Below are 15,782 nucleotides of genomic sequence, written 5' to 3'. Positions count from 1 at the left end.
TGCCGATGATCACGGGGGCAAGCGGGACCGGTCACGCGTCGGCGCGCACCAGGTGGGCGCGGCCGGCCGGGATCCCGATCGCGATCTGCGCCAGGACGGCGACCAGCAGCAGCACGAGCGCCGGTGTCCAGCTGTCGGTGGCGTCGTGCAGCAGGCCGACGGCCAGCGGGCCGCTCGCGGCGATCAGGTAGCCGATGCTCTGCGCGCTCGCCGAGAGCCGGCCGGTCTGGGCGACGTCGCGGGTGCGCCGCAGCACGAGGGTCATCGCCAGCGGGAAGGCCGCGCCGGTGCCCAGCCCGTACAGCACGGCCCACAGCAGCGGCGCGGCCGCCGGCGCGACGAGCAGGCCGGCGATGCCGACGACGGTGGGCACCGACACGGCGACGACCCACCCCACCTGGGACGGCCGCCGGGTGGCCAGCGTCGGGACGACGAGGGACGCCGGGACACCGAGCAGGGCGGCCAGCGCGACCAGGGCGCCGGCCCCCACTCGCGAGACGCCCGCCTCGGCCTGCAGGATGCCGGGCAGCCAGGTGAGCATCGCGTAGAACGACAGCGACTGGATGCCGAAGTAGAGGGTCACCGCCAGCGCCACGCGGTCGCGGAGGATCGCCGTCCGCGAGCCGGGCGCCGTGGACTCCGGCTTAGGCGCCGTCCGCCGCCTCCGGGCGAGGACGGCGACGGCGAGCAGTGCGACGGTCACGGGCGCCAGCCACAGCGCCAGCCCGACCCGTGCACTGCCGGCCAGCGAGGTGAGCGGCTGGGCCAGGCCCGCACCGGCGCTGGCCGAGGTCGCCATGGCCGCCGTCACCAGCCCGACCACCGCGGCCGCCCGCTTCGCGCCGTACTCGGCCCGCGCCGCAGCGGGGGCCAGCACGTTGACGATCGCGATGCCGCCGGTGAGCAGCACGGTGCCGGCGAACAATCCCGGCGCGCCGCCGAGGCGCAGCAGGATGCCGGCCGCGATCACCGCCATGCCGACGACCACCGCCCGGTGGACGCCGAACCGTGCCGCCAGGCCGGGCGCGAACGGCGACACCAGGCCGAAGCAGACCAGCGGCAGCGCGGTGACGACGGCGAGCGCGCCGGTGGACAGCGAGAACTCGTCGCCGAGCTCGCCGAGCACCGGGCCGACCGCCGAGAAGGGGCCGCGCAGGCACAGCGAGGCCAGCACCAGCGCGACGGCCGGGCCCAGCGCCCACCAGAGGCTGCCGCCGGTGCGAGCGAGCCCGGGAGGGCTGGCGGTGGTCGGGGTGCCGGCGGTGGTCATCGTCGGCCATCATCCCGCCGATGAAGACGCCGAGGGGCCCGCAGAGGGCCTTCGGACGGCGGACACGCCGGGCGCGCAGCGGCTCTCCGGGTGACCGCGCCCTCCCGTGACGCATTTGCCCAGGTCAGCGTGCCGCATGTCGACATGACGGTGCGGGGTGAGGCTGGTCACCGTGCGGTCCGGGTGGTGTCGGCAACGATCGGGTGACGGGGACGCCTGTGACGTGTCCGAACTGGCGTGGCGCGGCGTGGCCGAGCCGTAACTTCTGCGCCAGTTCGCAGCTCTTCCCGCTGCGGCGCAGGTGCTGAGGAGTCCTCGCGTGATGATGAGCGCGACGCTGTGGTGGCCGACCCTGACGGTGCTGGGCTTCTGCCTGTTCACCGGCGTCGTCGTGGCGCTCGGCAGCAGCTCGACGGCCCGGTACGAGTTCGAGCGCAACGGCGCCCGCACGTCGCGGCCGTCGCCCGCGCGCGCCGACGCGCCGTCCCCCGCTCCCGACCCGGCCCCGGTACGGCCGACCGGGAACGCCGACGCCGGCGCGGCGCAGACCGTCGCCGTCCGCCCGACGGTCACGACGACCGTCGGTGCGGACCGAGGCTGGTGGCTGCTCGACGAGTCGGCGCAGCTGCTCGCCGGCCCGTTCGAGGACCGGATCGACGCGGAGTGGGCCGCCCTCTCCGAGGGGCTCTCGGGGATCGCGATCTTCGGTGCCCGCAGCGCCGACGGCAGCGTGATCCCGCGGCCGTCGCCCGAGGAGCGCGCCTGGCTGGGCGAGCTGGGCGACCAGCTGGACCGGCTGCCCGAGGACTGGGACGGGCTGCTCACCGACACCGACCCGCTGACCACGCTGCTCGTCGAGATCGCCGCCGCCCTGGTGGAGGCCGGCCTGCCGCTGCACGACGACGCGGGCGGCGGAGCGGCCGGCGGTGTCTGCCTGTTCCCCGAGCTCGGCGCGCGGGGTGTCCTGGTCAGCTGGCGGGCCCACGACCGCATGAGCGTGCACTCGGTGCGCGGCGCCGCCGCCGACGACGTCGTCTCGGAGCTGATGAACGCCACCGTCGGGCACGTCCTCGAGCAGCTCGGCTTCGTCGTGGAGCCCTATGGCGCCACCGGCTGCTCGCTGGTCACGGCGCTGCGGTGACGCGGTTCGACTAGCCTCGACCGGGCCAGGAGGGCTCGCCTAGTGGCCGATGGCGGCGGTCTTGAAAGACCCCGTTATCGACGGTGGACGCCCAGGTCAGCGGCCTGACAGGGCCCGCACGCGGCCCTCCGTACGGACGACGTACGGACAGGGAGGATCCGGCGACTGCCGTGCGTCGGCGATCGCGGACCGCTCCCCCCGTGACCGAGGACGACTTCCACGACGACCCGAAGGCCCCGCCGCCGCTGCCGCCGGCGCCCTCCGCAGCCCCGGCCAAGCGTGGACCCAGGCGGGCGAAGCCGGCATCCCCCGCTGCCGCCGCCGCTACGCCGACCCCGACCACTGTGGCGGGGCCCCTACCGGACGCATGGCAGGTCATGTCCCGCCTGCGTCCGCTGGAGGAGGTGGTCGCCGCCCTCGGCAAGCCCCCGGGGGAGCGGAGGCCCTTGCCTCCGCGGTCACCACCTACCGGCTGGCGGAGGGGCCGGTCCTCGTCGACCCGGCCGCGGTCCTGGAGGTCCTGGCCTCGCAGCCGGCAGCGCGGGCGGCCTGACCGTCCTCCGCCGGGACGAGGCATCCACGGCGGACGGTCGGGCTGCGGGCCAACGGCCGTGTAGGGCGATGGGGGGACAAGGGAATCGGGTCTGCGCGCGACGCGGGGGCTGCCGTGCCGACGGAGGCTGATGGTCGAAAACGTTCCCGCTCGAGACAGGATCTCCCCGGTGCACAGCCACGGCCGTAGCGGCCCCCGCCCCTCCGACGCCTCCGGCCACCTCGTCCGACCGGGCGACCATGCCGGGGCGGGGGCGGCCCAGTGACCGCCGGGACGGTCCGCATCTCCATCGGCGAGGTGCGCTGGTACCGCAGCTCCTGGCGCTTCGAGTGGACGCTGCTGAACCCCGACGGGACCAAGCGGCCCAAGACGGTGACGCATAAGGACAAGGACGTCCTGGACATCTTCCGCGCCCGGATGCTCGAGGCCCGCAGCGCCCAGATGCCCTTCGACCAGGGAACCGGTCTGCCGCCGGGGCTGGAGCGCCCCGGAGGCAGGCGCACCGGACGGGCCCGGGGACAGGGCGGGTACGACCCGGCCCGCCCGCTGCTGGTCGACATCGAGGCGCGTACCCACGCCCGGTGGGACAGGCCCAGCCGCCGCGGCACCGTTTCCGGCTCCACCACGAAGGACCGCCTGGACGGAGCGGTGGACAACGCGATGGCGCTGCTCCGCTGGAACGCCCTGGAGAACGACGAGATCGTGCTGGACGCCGGTCAGCGGAAGGCGGCGCGGTCCTACCTGCGGGAGCGGTTCACCCCGCCGGAGGTCCGTCGCCGGAAGGCCGAGCGGGAGCAGCAGGAGCGCGCGGCGCGCCGGGCGGTGGTCCCCGCGCCGACCGCGCAGCAGCGCTACCAATGGCGCCGGGCGGATGAGAAGCGGGCGGAGAGCCAGCGGTGGCTGGAGTCGCGCAACCGCCGGTGGGAAGAGTTCTTCGACCGCTACGGCCTTCGCTGGTGGGAGGTCGACGTCGCCGCCGTGGAGGGGGCGCTGGAGGCGCTCTCGCTGACCGTCGAGGGCGACGACGTAGAGTCGATCACCGTCACGGGCAGGTTCGTGGTCCTCAACGAGCTGTTTGAGTGGGGCGTGAAGAACCGGCGGTTGGGCGCCAACCCGGTGCACGCGATGGACCGTGACGACCGCCCGAGCACGACCGTGGCCGTCACGCCGCTCGACCTGCGCAAGGTGCTGCCGATGGCACTGCTGCTGCGGCTGCTGGCCAGCGTGCAGGAGCTCGGGGAGCAGGGCAACGAGCTGGCCCTGCGGCTGGTGGCCTACTTCGGCCTGCTGGGGCTGGCCGGGCTCCGGCCGGCGGAGGCGCGGGCGGTGCGGGTCTCCTGGCTGTTCCTGCCCGACCACGGCTGGGGCCACCTGATCCTCGCCGGCCGGCTGGCCGCACCGGGCCAGCGCTTCACGCCCGACGGCGAGCGGGACGAGGAGGGAGCGCTGAAGTGGCAGCCGGCCGGCGTCACCCGCGCCGTCCCACTGCCGCCCCGGCTGGTGGCGCTGCTGCGTCGGCACATCGCCCAGTTCGGCCTGGCCGGTGACGACCGGCTGTTCGTCGACCCGAACGGCAAGGTCCTCAACGCCGACAAGATAAGCGGGGTGTGGCGGGCGGCGAAGGCGGTCGCGCTTGCCGGCGATGACCGGTTCGCGGCCCTGAAGCCCTACGGGCTCCGTCACACCCGGGCCACCTACCTGCTCGCGGCCGGCATGGACGAGGGGCAGGTCGCCGCCTGGCTCGGCCACTCGACCTGGGTGCTGAACAACGTCTACCGAGGCGTCCGGGACCTGCGTGGCATCGGCTATGCCGAGGAGCTGGGCGCCCACGTCGACGACATCGTGCCGCCGGAGTGGCGCAGCGGGACCGGCCGACAGTCGGGCGGTGTCGATCCCGCCGCGCTCGCGGCGCATCTTCTCGCGCTGGTTGCGGGGGCGGGCGTCGGGGCCGGACTGCCGCAGCTCTCGGCCCCGCACGACCAGGCCACGCTGCTCCAGCGCATGCTCGGACAGCTTGTCGGCGGCGGCCCAGGCGACGTGCTGGAGACCTCCGCCATCGAGACGGTGACCAGACCGGGGCCGCGCGAGCCGGAGATGCTGCAGCTTCCCGCGACCGGTTCCACGTGAAGCTGACTGCGTCAGGACGGCTGCGCCGTGCACCCGGCGCGGTCGCGTCCGCGAACGACGGCGACCGGGTCATGCGCGGGCTCAGGCGTGCGCCGGCCGCCTCGCCTAATGCACCTCCGTGTGTCCCCGGTCCTGCAGCCGCCGCCTCGTGGTGGCCATCTCCTCGGCCGTGATCGGGCCCCACTCCTCCTCCACGTCGGCGATCACCCGGTCAAGGGCGGCCAAGCGCAGCGCGTGCGCGGACGAGGCCGGATCGGCACCCCGGGGCGAGCGTGGGCCGCGCGCCGTGCGCCGGGGCCCGTCAGCGGTGAGCCACCCCGGCGCTACCTCCGGCTCGGTCAGCACCTCCGGCTCCTCCGGGCCCGGTCCTGCATCCCAGAGCGAGCGCGCCCAGCGGCGGGCCTCCTCGATCATCTCCGTGGCAGTCTCCAGCAGCGCCTTCTGCCGGACGACGGACTCCTCGGCTATCCACAACGATTCGCGCGCATGGTCGCGCTCCCGCACGGCATCGGTGAGCGCGGCGCGTACGGCGCGCAGCTCGGTCTCGAGGCTGCGAACTCGCTTGTCTGCCTCGGCGACCCGGTCGGCGTCCATCAGGACCCGCTCCCGCCGCTCTGGCCATGCAGCACGATCGCGCGAGCGCGGGCCTCGTCGCTGCCGGCAGGCCGCCGGGCAGTCGAGGGCATGATCAGCGGTGGCATGCATCGATCATGCCGAGCCCTACGACGGATGTACGACACTTCTGTGCCCGCCTCCCAGAGCCACTCGGGCTCATGGATCTGGGCCGCGAGCTACGTCGCCAGGCCCACCAGCGGCAGGTGAACGGATCACTCGCCGTACGTAGGCGCAGGTGACGCCCCCACCGCTGTCGAGGTGGGGGCGTCGACCTGTCCGGGTTCAGCGGCGAAGGTTGGCCGCGACCTGGCGCAGGACGGCCGACCGGGCGGAGTCCAGTTCGAACTCGACGAGGTCGAACTCCTCGGCGGTGACCTGGCCCCGGTCGAGGGCGTCTTCAACGGCGGTGAGCTGGGCCGCGGCCAGAGCGACGAGCTCGAACGCCTGGTGCTGGTTGCCGACCGCAGTAAGCCGGCGAGTGTGGACGGCGTTCTCGACGGCGGCGTTGAGCAGACGGAAAGTCTCGGGGAGGGGGAGTGGGGGGTAGTTCGTCGTGGTCATGGCCTGGACCGTTCCGGCGGTCTCGTAGCTGCGCAGTCAACGGGCAGCAGGACCGGACCCACGGGCCGGTCCGAGGTCCGCGCGCCGCGACGGATCTCGGACCGGCCTCGACCGGAAGTCGCTAGGGGGTCTGCGGTCGTCGAGGGGCGAACCGACTCGGCACGAACACCTCGCACATCGTGGTTCCGACGATGACGCGGCCGCGTTCGGTCCACCAAGCGCGCTTGCTGGCGGCCCCGACCTCATCCCGCCGCCGCGGCAGGGACTGCGGACCGTCCCAGGGGAGGAAGAACTCCTCGGGGTACTGCTGGGCCGAGCGCAGCGCGCGCCGGCAGGACGCGTTGACGCACAGCAGGTAGCCGGCGACCTCGGGCACGCGCAGCGGCTGGGTGAGGGTCCGGTGGCCGCAGTGCGGGCAGCGTCGGATCCGCAGACGGGTCTCCAGCAGGCCCCGGCCGTTGCGGATCCGGAACGACTCCAGGCGGGCGTACCAGGGCGCGGCAGACGGCGTCTTCCGCCCGTAGGGGCGTGGACCGGTGTGCAGCAGTCGGCCGATCGTCGCGTCGTCCATCCCGAGGACCTGCTTGACCTCGTTCAGCGGAAGCCCGTCCTCGGAGCTGTCGCCGTAGCGGTGCACGAACTCCAGGACCTGCCGCTCCCGGGCCATGCCACCGGGGCACCAGGACTTGGTCCAGCTGAACTGGTCCCGTCGGTACACCGCCTGGATCTCCCGCTCGAGCGCCGGCGGGAATCCGGCCGACAGCGGCAGGTCGTGCTCGAAGTACGGCTGCAGCGCGGCCCGGCGGACGTCGAGGACGGGGCAGTCGATCAGGGCCGAGGCCACGGCGGGTCCGGTCAACGGCGTCAGCACATCAAGCATGCGCCGCTGGAAGCTGCGGCCGTCGAAGTCCTCGGCCTCCCACAGCGCCCGGCGCTCGTCCTCCGGCGCGGACTCCAGGAGCAGCATCCGCATGATCTCGGTGTTTCGCTGCTGGAAGGCCTCCCTGCGCTTGTCGGTGCCGGCGTTGCCGCCGGTGCCGCGGTTGGGGACGTAGGCCCGCAGCGGCTCGGTCGCCACGACGCCGGCGTCGGTGACCACCGTGAGCACCATCTCGAGGACGGCGAGCGGCATTCCGGGCCGGGCGTCGAGGACGCGCGCCCGGCGCACGCATCCGCGGAGCATGCGCTGCACGGACACGTCGGCCGGGCCGGGCAGGTCGTCGAACAGCTTGATGAGGGCGGCCAGCCGGGTGCCGTCCAGCGCGGTGGTCGGCCGGGGGCGGCGGGCGAGCGTGGCCAACGTCAGGTCCCGCTGCAGCTCCCGGGCCTCGTTGGCGGCCTGCTCCCCGAGGCGCCGATAGGCCGCGGCGGTGTCCTCATCCGGAGCCGCGACGGCCTCGCGCCGCGCTCCCTCCACCCGGGTCAGGGCCGCGTCCAGCGCCGCCCTCAGCTCCCCGGCCTGCGCTCCGTCGTCCTCCGACGCTGCCGGACACGGGAGGTCCACCGCGACCCCGTCCCCGAGCTGACGCAGGATGCTGGCGACGGCCTTGTGCAGCTTCGCCGCGGAGAAGCGACCGACCAGCTCGCCGTCGGTGCCGTGGAAGGTCCGTCGCCGGCCACCGGTGATGGCCGGGGGGATGCGGCGGCGCAGCTCGTAGCTGTCCTGGTCCTTCGCGACCAGCAGGTGCTCGAAGCCGTCCTGGGTGAACCGGACCATCCCGGCGAGCGGCTTGACCCACTCGCGCCTCCCCGGCGGCGGCAGCTCCTCGTCGTCGCACAGCAGACGACTCGCGATCGCGGCCTCGATGAGCTCCCGGTCGTGCCAGCCCCCGGGTGGCAGCCCGAAGTCCAGCTCCTGCCGGATGAAGCCGTTGTCCGCCGCGTCGACGCGATGGATCACGTAGCCGTGGAAGGCGTCCACGTTCGCCAACGGCATCTCGTGCTGGAACGTGTGACGACCATCGAGGTAGGTGGGCAGCACCTGGAACAGCGTCCGGATCAGCCGGACCGGGTCGCCGACCTCGTGCGCGCGCAGCGGGCCCAGCTGCTTACGCAGGCCGGGGTGCCGGGTCGTCAGACCGAGCGCGCCCAGCTCCTGGGCGATCTCCAGCTCGGTGTAGTCGCCCGCGGCCATCTCGATGAACCGGCGGACCACCTGCCGGACCGCCGGATCGGGATCGGGGAACACCACGTTCCTGTCCGGGCCATCCCCGCCGCGCTTGGTGTAGCCCGGGGGAGGGCGAGGGCCGACCGGGGATAGCGGTTGTTCTTCAGCTCGAACACCACCCCGGTCATCAGTCGCGTGACCGTGGCCCTGTAGTCGTACTCCGCGGCGTTCGCCAGGGCCTGCCACTGGGCCCGCCCTCCGGGATCGTTGAGGTCCATCCCGTACGGCACCTCGGCGGTGTGCACCTTCGTGCGGGCCGCCTGCACCCGCGTCTCGACCTTGTTGAACAGCGGGACCAGCCGAGCGATCCGGCTCGCCGGCCCGGTGACCAACGCCGCGGGCCGGTGCAGTTCGATCCCGTCGCACAGGGACTCAACCCAGTCGTTGTCCCCGTCGAGGGCGAGCTGGGCGCCGGTGGTGAGCCCGTAGTGGAACACGTTGCCGTGCAGCACGAAGCGGACTCCGAAGAACCTGCGCGCGCTGTCCCCGGAGTAGAGCACCTGGGCGCCCAGACGCTGCCGGATCGCCTCGCCCTCGCCGTCCTCGTCACGCAGCAGCACCCTCGCGCCGATCTCCAGCGCCTCCTTGACACCGGGGACGTGGCCGTACGGATCGAGGGTCTGCTCGATCATCTTCTCCAGCAGCATGTGTCCGTACTCGGGCGACTCTCGCGCGGCGAAGTAGTACTCGTGCAGGTGGGACAGCGCGCCGGCGACGGGTTCGGCGTCGCCCCCGCCGCGGATGCGGGCCCGGCGGCGGCCCTTCGTCTCCGCCAGGCGTCGCGCCCTCAACGCCTGGACGTCGAGACCGCTGCCCTCCGTCCTGTCGTCCTGGTGGTCGTTCTGCGGGGTCATGCTCGATCGCTCCTTCGAACTCGGTGGGGTTTCGGTGACGGTCCGGAGTCCGCGAGCGATGTCATGGAGGCTTGTCCGGGTTGGGTGCGGAGTTGGCGTCGACGTGCGCCGACTCCTCCGGGCGGGTGTCGTGGAGGTGCGGCGAAACGGCATCAACGGGCAGCGTCGGGGGGTGGCGAACGGCGTCCGTGGTGGTCGGCGCTGGCGCGCTACGCCGCCGACGGTGGCCGCCATCGGCCCCGCGCGATGGACGGATGCCACCGAGGCCGGGGTCTACGTGAGCTGCTGGCGGATCAGGGAAGACACCGGACCGTCGGCTGCATGGCCGAGATCAGCGACCCGAGCCCCACCCGAGCCGAGGGCCATGCCGCCCCGCTTCTGCGAATCCGGGGACTGCAGCAGCAGGCAGACGGAATGTCCCGAGAGCAGGCTGAGGCGTGCCTGGCCGACGACGAGCGCAGCCGCCTGCCCGTGGAACTCAGCTACCGCTGCACCCACGCTGACTAACGCAGGCATGCCGAGGCCGACCGAGGAGGACGCACAGCCGACTGGTCCCGAGGTGAAAGGCGCTGACGTCCCGTCGACCGGACAAGGGTTGCCAGAGGATGACGATCTCGAACTGGCGGCCCTGAGCTCGTTCCAGTCCGACCCCACGGAAGGCACGACGCGGGCCGCTAGTCCCGGAAACGTCAGTGCCAGCATGTAGGCCGGACGCATGCCACGCGATCATGACGACGACGAGCACGAGCAGTACGACGTGCAGTTCGCCCCGGGCCTCAGTGACGAGATGCGTGCCGAGGCCGAGCGGATCTTCACCGCGCTTCGGCGGACCCGTAGCGAGCGGGACCAACGGGTCCAGGAGGCGGCGACAGGGGAGTCGGCACCGATGCTCCCGCTGTGCCCGACTCTCCTCGCCTCGGCGGAACCGTGCTTGCTGCCGCTCGTCGAAGCGCAGGACTGCCCGCACCGGGCCCCCGGTCCGGCACCGGCGGCACTCGCCCACCTGATCGGTGAGCTCCGCCGAGAGGTCGCGGAGGCCCGAGGGGTCGCGTCCCGTCTCGCATCCGCAGTACGTCACCTGCGGAGTGACGTCGGCCTCGACGTCGTGTTGGGGCGCGACCAACCCTGGTGGCTGGCGCCGGACGAGTGGATGCGGCCGACGCCGCCCGCCTGACCACTCGTTGCGCGGAGGGCGCGCCTGCAGCGCGACCGCCCCCGCGACTCGGTTCCATCACGATCGGCGTCGACGACTGTTCCCCGAGCGTGGAGACGCCGAAGCCCCCGGTACAGCGGTCACCTGTTTCTAGCGATGGAAGGTCACAGTGGACTCACCGGGCGCCATCCCCGCCGATGAGCTGGCAATCACGGTCGTGTCGACTGGCAACCCGGTCCGCGTGGTCGCCGTGGGAGCGATCGACCACGCGTCCGTGGCGCGACTGGCGCTCGCGCTGACGCGCGCCGTTCACGACGCTGGGGCCGAGGTGATCGTTGATCTCGACGCGGTCACCTTCATCGACTCCCACGGCCTGCAGCTGCTGAACGACACCCATCGCATGGCGACCGAGACCGGCACGCGGCTGCGCATCGTCGCCACGAGCCGGGCCGTGGTCCGGCCACTGGAGGCCATCGGCCTGTGGCAGGTGTAGGGCGCGCTCGGCGCATGACTACTCCGCCGTGAACGCGGCCACAGCAAGGTCCGCCTGCGCATCGGCCTCAACCTGCAGCGCCTCCCAGTCCGCGCCGGACACCCGGGTGCCCTGGGCGAGGACGGCCGCGCGGACAGCGGACCGGACGTCGCCGGCTCCCAGGTCGATGCCCTGCTGCTTCAACGTCACGAGGGCCCGCATGACGGCGGCGCGCGCCTGCGCGGGCGTCCGGACGGGGGCCGCGGACGCCTTGCGGCACGCCACGATGACGTCGATTCGGTTCGGCTCGGTCGCCGCGGTCTTGGTCAGGCTGGTGGTCACCTCGGCGACCACAGGCCGGATCGCGGTCACAGCGAACCCCGCGTCGGCCAGCGACGACATCACCGCCGACCACCCCGACGTCCGCGCCTGGTGGAAGCTGAACACCAGCAGTCCGTCGTCTCGGAGGACGCGGCGGCACTCCCGCCAGACGTTGACGATCATCTCGTTGAACGCGTCGGCGGACCGGTTTTGTACCTCACGATCGTCGCGGGTGCTGAGGCGCTCCGGGTAGCCCGCGTAGGGCCGGATGAGGCGCATCCAGGAGTGGAAGAAGTCGGCCAGCTCGGAGTAGTGGACGTTGTCGACGTACGGCGGATCGGTCACCACCAGCGCGACCGACCCATCGGGTAGGTCCGTGGCAGCCGCGTCCCCCGTCGCGACGTACGCCTCCTGCGCGGGGGTGCCGAGCCCGTCCCACGTGGTGCTGATGGACTTGGTGACCGGGGCGGAGCGCCCGGTCACCCGAATCACCGTGCCACCGCTCTCCACCAGATCCGAGGGGGCCTGCTTGTAGGCGTCCGCGCGGCGCAGCCGCGTCATCGTCTCCGCGTAGCCCCCCGACCCGCCGTGCGCACCCCACGGGTTCCCCTCCACCGAGCATCGCTCCGGCCGCAGGACGTGGTTGTGGAAGATCGACCGGACCGGCCCGGTGCCCTCGCCCTTGTACGAGCAGAACACGTTGTGGTGCTCCAGGGTCTTGCCGAACGCGGCGACGAGAGCTTCCCGCTCAGGCGTGCGGCCGGGCAGATCCCGCAGCACCGCAGCGATGCGACCCAGCACGAACAGCTGACGATCGTTGAAGAAGCTCGCCCAGGTCCGGTACCCCCAGTTGAGCGCCTGAGCCGTGTTGGCGCCGGCCTCGAGCGCCCCATCCGGGATCACGACACGGTCGGCGGGAGCGTTGGCGAGCAGCTTGCTCGCCCGGTCGTAGAGGTCAAGGTCGAAGGCGTCGATCGCCCGGTACGCCTTCTTCCCGTCGGCCAGGATGACCAGCTTCGCGTACATCCGCCGGCGGGGCATCTGGCCGCCCAGCGCGGCAAGGATGTTGCTGCGGTGACCGGCGGCACAAGTCATGAACCGCCCCTTCACCGGGCCGGTGAAGGAGAACCGGTGCCTGCACCCGGGGCACTGCCCGGTCTTGTCCTGACCCAGGATGACCGGCACCACCTCATGGCAGCTCGGGCACGTCGCCTGCGCTTGGGGGAAGCGGCTCGGGTAGGCGTGCTTGGCGAACACGTAGTTGCTGAACAGTTCCACCCCGTCGCCGCAGTCTGGGCAGTCCGCGATTGCGACCCAGAAGTAATGCAGCACGTGAGAGCCGTCGGCCGCGACGAACAGAGCGTCGATCTCGGCCCGGCACGCCGCCTCGACCTCTCCGAACAGCCTCACGATCTCGTCGAAATCCCACCGCTGCAGCGCCTGGCGCTGCGTCAACGTCGCCACCGGGTTGATGTCCCGGCCGACCACGGTCGCGCCCAGCTTCGCCGCCTCGACGAGCGTCGTCCCAGAACCGGCGAACGGGTCGAACACGACCAGCCCACGCAGCCTGTCGGCCTCGCGCGTTCCCGGTGCGGTGACGACGGAGTCAAGCAGCATCCGCCGGAACACGCTGCCCAGCCGGCGGGCCCACCACTTGTGCACGTAGGTCGCCGGCCGGTGTCGTTCCTTGCGCCACGACTCGTACTCCGCCACGCGGCTGACCGATGCCGCGAAGTGGGCCCGCTCCAACGGCGACTCTTCCCCGTTCACGGGACCCCCTCTCGCGGCTCGACCTGTAGGCACTGCACCGTGTCCGGCCACCTCAGCGGCGCAGTCGCCGCCGACCCCGCAGACAACGATCTCGACCAGCGCTCACCGTAGGCCTCCGGGCCGACGACCCCGGGGAGGCGGCCGTGGCGTCTTCACCCCAGGGCGTGACATCGGCACCCCGGCACCTCCAGGACCAGCGGAACTGTCGGGGGCCGTGAGTACGGTCACAGGCCACTGACCTGGGAGCACGGGAGGGGGCTGGAGCGATGACGTACCTGGATGCCCTCGTCCCGGCTGCCCCTGATCCGCAGGATCTGCTCGAGCGTCTGCATGCTCTCGGCATCCGCGACGGGGGGCAGCCTGTCGTGCCCGGCCCCCTGGACGAGGCCACCCTGAACCTCGTCGGGCACGTGATCACGACGACCGACCGCAACCTCTCCCTGGAACTGCCGCGGGGACGCCACGACATCGCCGTCATGCTCGGTGTGCACCTGCAGCTGATGCGGCTCGTCGCCCGCCGGCAGGGTCACTTCAGCCGTGCGGGCTTCGGCGGTGCGGTCGCGGTCATCGGGCTGAACACCAACCTCACCGAGCGGCTGCGCGCGATCAAGGTGGACCGCGTCTCGCTGTCCGAGGCGCTGTGCGCGCGGCGGATTCGCGCCGACGGCACCGTCGTCGATCTGCGGGGCACGGTCGGCCCGGCCGACGAGCGGGCCGACGCGCTGCTGTATCTGAACACCTCGCTCGGGTGGCCCGCCCTGCCCGGTGTCCACGTCGGCGTCGCCGTCATCGACCGGACCAGCTTCCGCAACTCCGAGACGCTCACCCGGGCGCTGGCGTGGTGCGAGCGGCATGGCGCCGACCGGATCATCGTCGTCAGCCACCTCGGTGAGCCGCCGCAGCCGCCGCTCACGGACGGCGCGCACTGGATCCGGTGGGCGTGGACCCCAGGCCTGCGCAGCGACGTCGTCCACGAGCTCGGCGACGGACCCATCTGCGGACCGCTGTCGACCAACCCCCTGCTCGACCAGCCGCCCCGGTCGGTCGGCGCGGCCGTGTACATCGCGCCCGAGCTGTCCCAGCTTCGCCGGACGTGCCTACGCGGTATCGCCGCCGCCCGCCGGGTGAACCCCCCGTTCCCGCGGTGCGTCGCCGACGCGGTGCAGCTGGTGAACCTGCTCGGCGCACTGTGGGGTCGGGTGGAAACGGCCAACGTGTGGGCGGCCGCCGAGCCTCGGGGCACGACGATTCATACCCTCGTGCGCCAGGTCCGGCAGGCCACCGGGGAGGAGCTGCGCGGGCCGTGGGCGGCGTTCCGCGAGACGCACTGGGCCGACCTGCGGGCCGCGGCACTGCGCCTCGCCGAACTCCTCACCGAGTACAACCCGCGCCTGGACATGCTGCTGGGCCTGCTCGACTGGGCCGCGGCGGCACGTCCGGACGCGCGCGTCGTCATCCGCACCAACAGCCGCGCCGGTGCCGGCGCACTGGTTCGCGACCTCACCGATCAGCGGCCGTCGCTGGAAGCCCCGCTCGGGCACGGTGACCCCACCAGCGCCCGGCTGGCCGTGCTGCCGTACAGCGACCGTCTGCCGTGGGCCTGCGCGCCCGCACTGGAGATCCACCTCGGCGTCCCCGCACCGTGGCGCCGCAGTGCCCTGCTGTCCGGCGAGGCGTCCGAGCACCTCGTCGTCGTCGACGCCGACGAGCAGCGATGGCTCACCACCGTGCTCACGGGGATGAACGACGAGTGGACCGCCAGACTGGAGAGGGCCGCGCAGACCCTCGACCTGCTGCCGCTGCCCGCGCAGCACATCCCCGCTCCGCAGGTCGTGTACGGGCCGATCGGCATCGACGACCGCGGCGTCGACAGCGACGAGACCACGCCCGTGCCCATGCCGGGCATCGACCTCGACCGGCTGTTCGCGGCGTTCTCCTCTGCCGTCTCCCAGGTCGACCGCGGCGACGAGGACGACGGGCGGGACCCCACCACCCCGGCCGGTGGACGGCCGATGCTGGCCCGGGCTCTGACCCTCGAGCCGGACGGCGCCGAGTACTGGCTGCCGACCGACGGCCGCGCCGAGATCGTCGCAGGCTCCAGGTACAGCCGCGTGGCGGTCCCGGACATCACGGCCGGCATGTCGGTGCTCATCCCCCGCGGGGAGAGCCGCGACGAACTCTACCACCGGCTGCTCCACGCCGCCCACCAGGACGTGGACGTGATGGCCGTGCAGCTGATGCTGCGGCGCTTCCGACTGGCGATGCACGAGCTGTACGACCGGTGCGGCAGCTGGACCGAGGTCGCCCGCGCGCTGCGACACCGCGGCAGCAGCGTGCAGAGCGGCAGCACCTGCGCGGCCTGGGCCAGCGGAGAGGTCATCGCACCCGAGGACATCAACGACATCCGGCGGGTGGGCCGTCTCACCTGGGACGAGAACCTGCTCATCGACCGGACCTGGGAGCGGATCGGCGCGATCGCCGAGGAGCTGCGGCGGCTGCACCGCAGCCTCGGTCGGCTGCTGTCGGCCGCGATCGGTGAGGTCGCCGCCGGACGGCCGGGACCCAATCTCGATCAACTGTCACAGGTGTGTGGTGGCATCGACACCACGGAGATCCTCGAGGAGTTCGAGGTTCGTCAGGTGCGCACCGTGTCGGCGCCCACCACCGTCCCGAGCAGCCAGCTGCGCCGTCTGCTCACCCCCGCTGCCGGCGCCCGCCGGTCAGCCTGAGCAGAGGAGCCCCGTTGTCCGTACCTGCGTGGCGGCGACCGTCAGCACC

The 15,782-nt window shown here is 72.7% G+C and carries 11 protein-coding genes; 5 read left to right on the top strand and 6 right to left on the bottom strand.

Translation table 11 applies throughout. The annotated features are described in order from the left end of the window. Positions 1–31 precede the first annotated feature (31 nt). Entirely contained in the window at positions 32–1,270 is a 1,239-nt protein-coding gene (locus MVA48_RS14935) for an MFS transporter (protein WP_246981490.1), read from the bottom strand. Between the two features lie 325 nt (positions 1,271–1,595). Here MVA48_RS14935 and MVA48_RS14930 point away from each other — a divergent pair, with 325 nt between their 5' ends. Together MVA48_RS14930 and MVA48_RS14925 are read left to right on the top strand one after the other, a co-directional pair. Then, on the top strand, positions 1,596–2,411 hold the full coding sequence (locus tag MVA48_RS14930) for a hypothetical protein (RefSeq protein WP_246981489.1): 816 nt from the start codon (positions 1,596–1,598) through the stop codon (positions 2,409–2,411). 814 nt (positions 2,412–3,225) lie between these two features. After that, on the top strand, positions 3,226–5,091 hold the full coding sequence (locus tag MVA48_RS14925; RefSeq protein WP_246981488.1) for a tyrosine-type recombinase/integrase: 1,866 nt from the start codon (positions 3,226–3,228) through the stop codon (positions 5,089–5,091). Between the two features lie 105 nt (positions 5,092–5,196). Here MVA48_RS14925 and MVA48_RS14920 read toward each other — a convergent pair whose 3' ends face one another. From MVA48_RS14920 to MVA48_RS14905, 4 genes are all read right to left on the bottom strand, one after another. Further along, on the bottom strand, positions 5,197–5,685 hold the full coding sequence (locus MVA48_RS14920; RefSeq protein WP_246981487.1) for a hypothetical protein: 489 nt from the start codon (positions 5,683–5,685) through the stop codon (positions 5,197–5,199). A gap of 303 nt (positions 5,686–5,988) precedes the next feature. Continuing rightward, on the bottom strand, positions 5,989–6,267 hold the full coding sequence (locus tag MVA48_RS14915; protein WP_246981486.1) for a hypothetical protein: 279 nt from the start codon (positions 6,265–6,267) through the stop codon (positions 5,989–5,991). Between the two features lie 121 nt (positions 6,268–6,388). Continuing rightward, positions 6,389–8,458: a hypothetical protein gene (locus MVA48_RS14910; protein WP_246981485.1), complete on the bottom strand. Its 2,070-nt coding sequence runs from the start codon at positions 8,456–8,458 to the stop codon at positions 6,389–6,391. Then, complete coding sequence (locus tag MVA48_RS14905) at positions 8,341–9,288, bottom strand: hypothetical protein (protein ID WP_246981484.1); 948 nt, start codon at positions 9,286–9,288, stop codon at positions 8,341–8,343. The genes MVA48_RS14910 and MVA48_RS14905 overlap by 118 nt, the downstream gene beginning before the upstream one ends. A gap of 715 nt (positions 9,289–10,003) precedes the next feature. Here MVA48_RS14905 and MVA48_RS14900 point away from each other — a divergent pair. Further along, a complete protein-coding gene (locus MVA48_RS14900) occupies positions 10,004–10,462 on the top strand; it encodes a hypothetical protein (RefSeq protein ID WP_246981483.1) in 459 nt (152 codons plus the stop codon). A gap of 148 nt (positions 10,463–10,610) precedes the next feature. Further along, the gene (locus MVA48_RS14895) at positions 10,611–10,934 is read left to right on the top strand and encodes an STAS domain-containing protein (protein ID WP_246981482.1); all 324 of its coding nucleotides are present in this window, start codon (positions 10,611–10,613) and stop codon (positions 10,932–10,934) included. An 18-nt stretch (positions 10,935–10,952) separates the two neighbouring features. Here the strand turns inward: MVA48_RS14895 and MVA48_RS14890 are convergent, their stop codons facing one another. Then, entirely contained in the window at positions 10,953–13,004 is a 2,052-nt protein-coding gene (locus MVA48_RS14890; protein WP_246981481.1) for a DNA methyltransferase, read from the bottom strand. 266 nt (positions 13,005–13,270) lie between these two features. Here MVA48_RS14890 and MVA48_RS14885 point away from each other — a divergent pair, with 266 nt between their 5' ends. Further along, complete coding sequence (locus MVA48_RS14885) at positions 13,271–15,733, top strand: DISARM anti-phage system protein DrmE domain-containing protein (protein WP_246981480.1); 2,463 nt, start codon at positions 13,271–13,273, stop codon at positions 15,731–15,733. The last annotated feature ends 49 nt before the right edge of the window (positions 15,734–15,782 follow it).

It is taken from the genome of Blastococcus sp. PRF04-17 (assembly GCF_023016265.1).
Lineage (GTDB): Bacteria > Actinomycetota > Actinomycetes > Mycobacteriales > Geodermatophilaceae > Blastococcus_B.
This window is presented reverse-complemented; position numbering and strand designations above follow the sequence as displayed.

What these genes read in the sequence shown, in the direction of transcription:
- MVA48_RS14900 (WP_246981483.1), top strand. Translation starts at nt 10,004, where the DNA reads ATGCCACGCGATCATGACGACGACGAGCACGAGCAGTACGACGTGCAG.
- MVA48_RS14905 (WP_246981484.1), bottom strand. Translation starts at nt 9,288, where the DNA reads ATGACCCCGCAGAACGACCACCAGGACGACAGGACGGAGGGCAGCGGT.
- MVA48_RS14885 (WP_246981480.1), top strand. Translation starts at nt 13,271, where the DNA reads ATGACGTACCTGGATGCCCTCGTCCCGGCTGCCCCTGATCCGCAGGAT.
- MVA48_RS14915 (WP_246981486.1), bottom strand. Translation starts at nt 6,267, where the DNA reads ATGACCACGACGAACTACCCCCCACTCCCCCTCCCCGAGACTTTCCGT.
- MVA48_RS14930 (WP_246981489.1), top strand. Translation starts at nt 1,596, where the DNA reads ATGAGCGCGACGCTGTGGTGGCCGACCCTGACGGTGCTGGGCTTCTGC.
- MVA48_RS14935 (WP_246981490.1), bottom strand. Translation starts at nt 1,270, where the DNA reads ATGACCACCGCCGGCACCCCGACCACCGCCAGCCCTCCCGGGCTCGCT.
- MVA48_RS14920 (WP_246981487.1), bottom strand. Translation starts at nt 5,685, where the DNA reads ATGGACGCCGACCGGGTCGCCGAGGCAGACAAGCGAGTTCGCAGCCTC.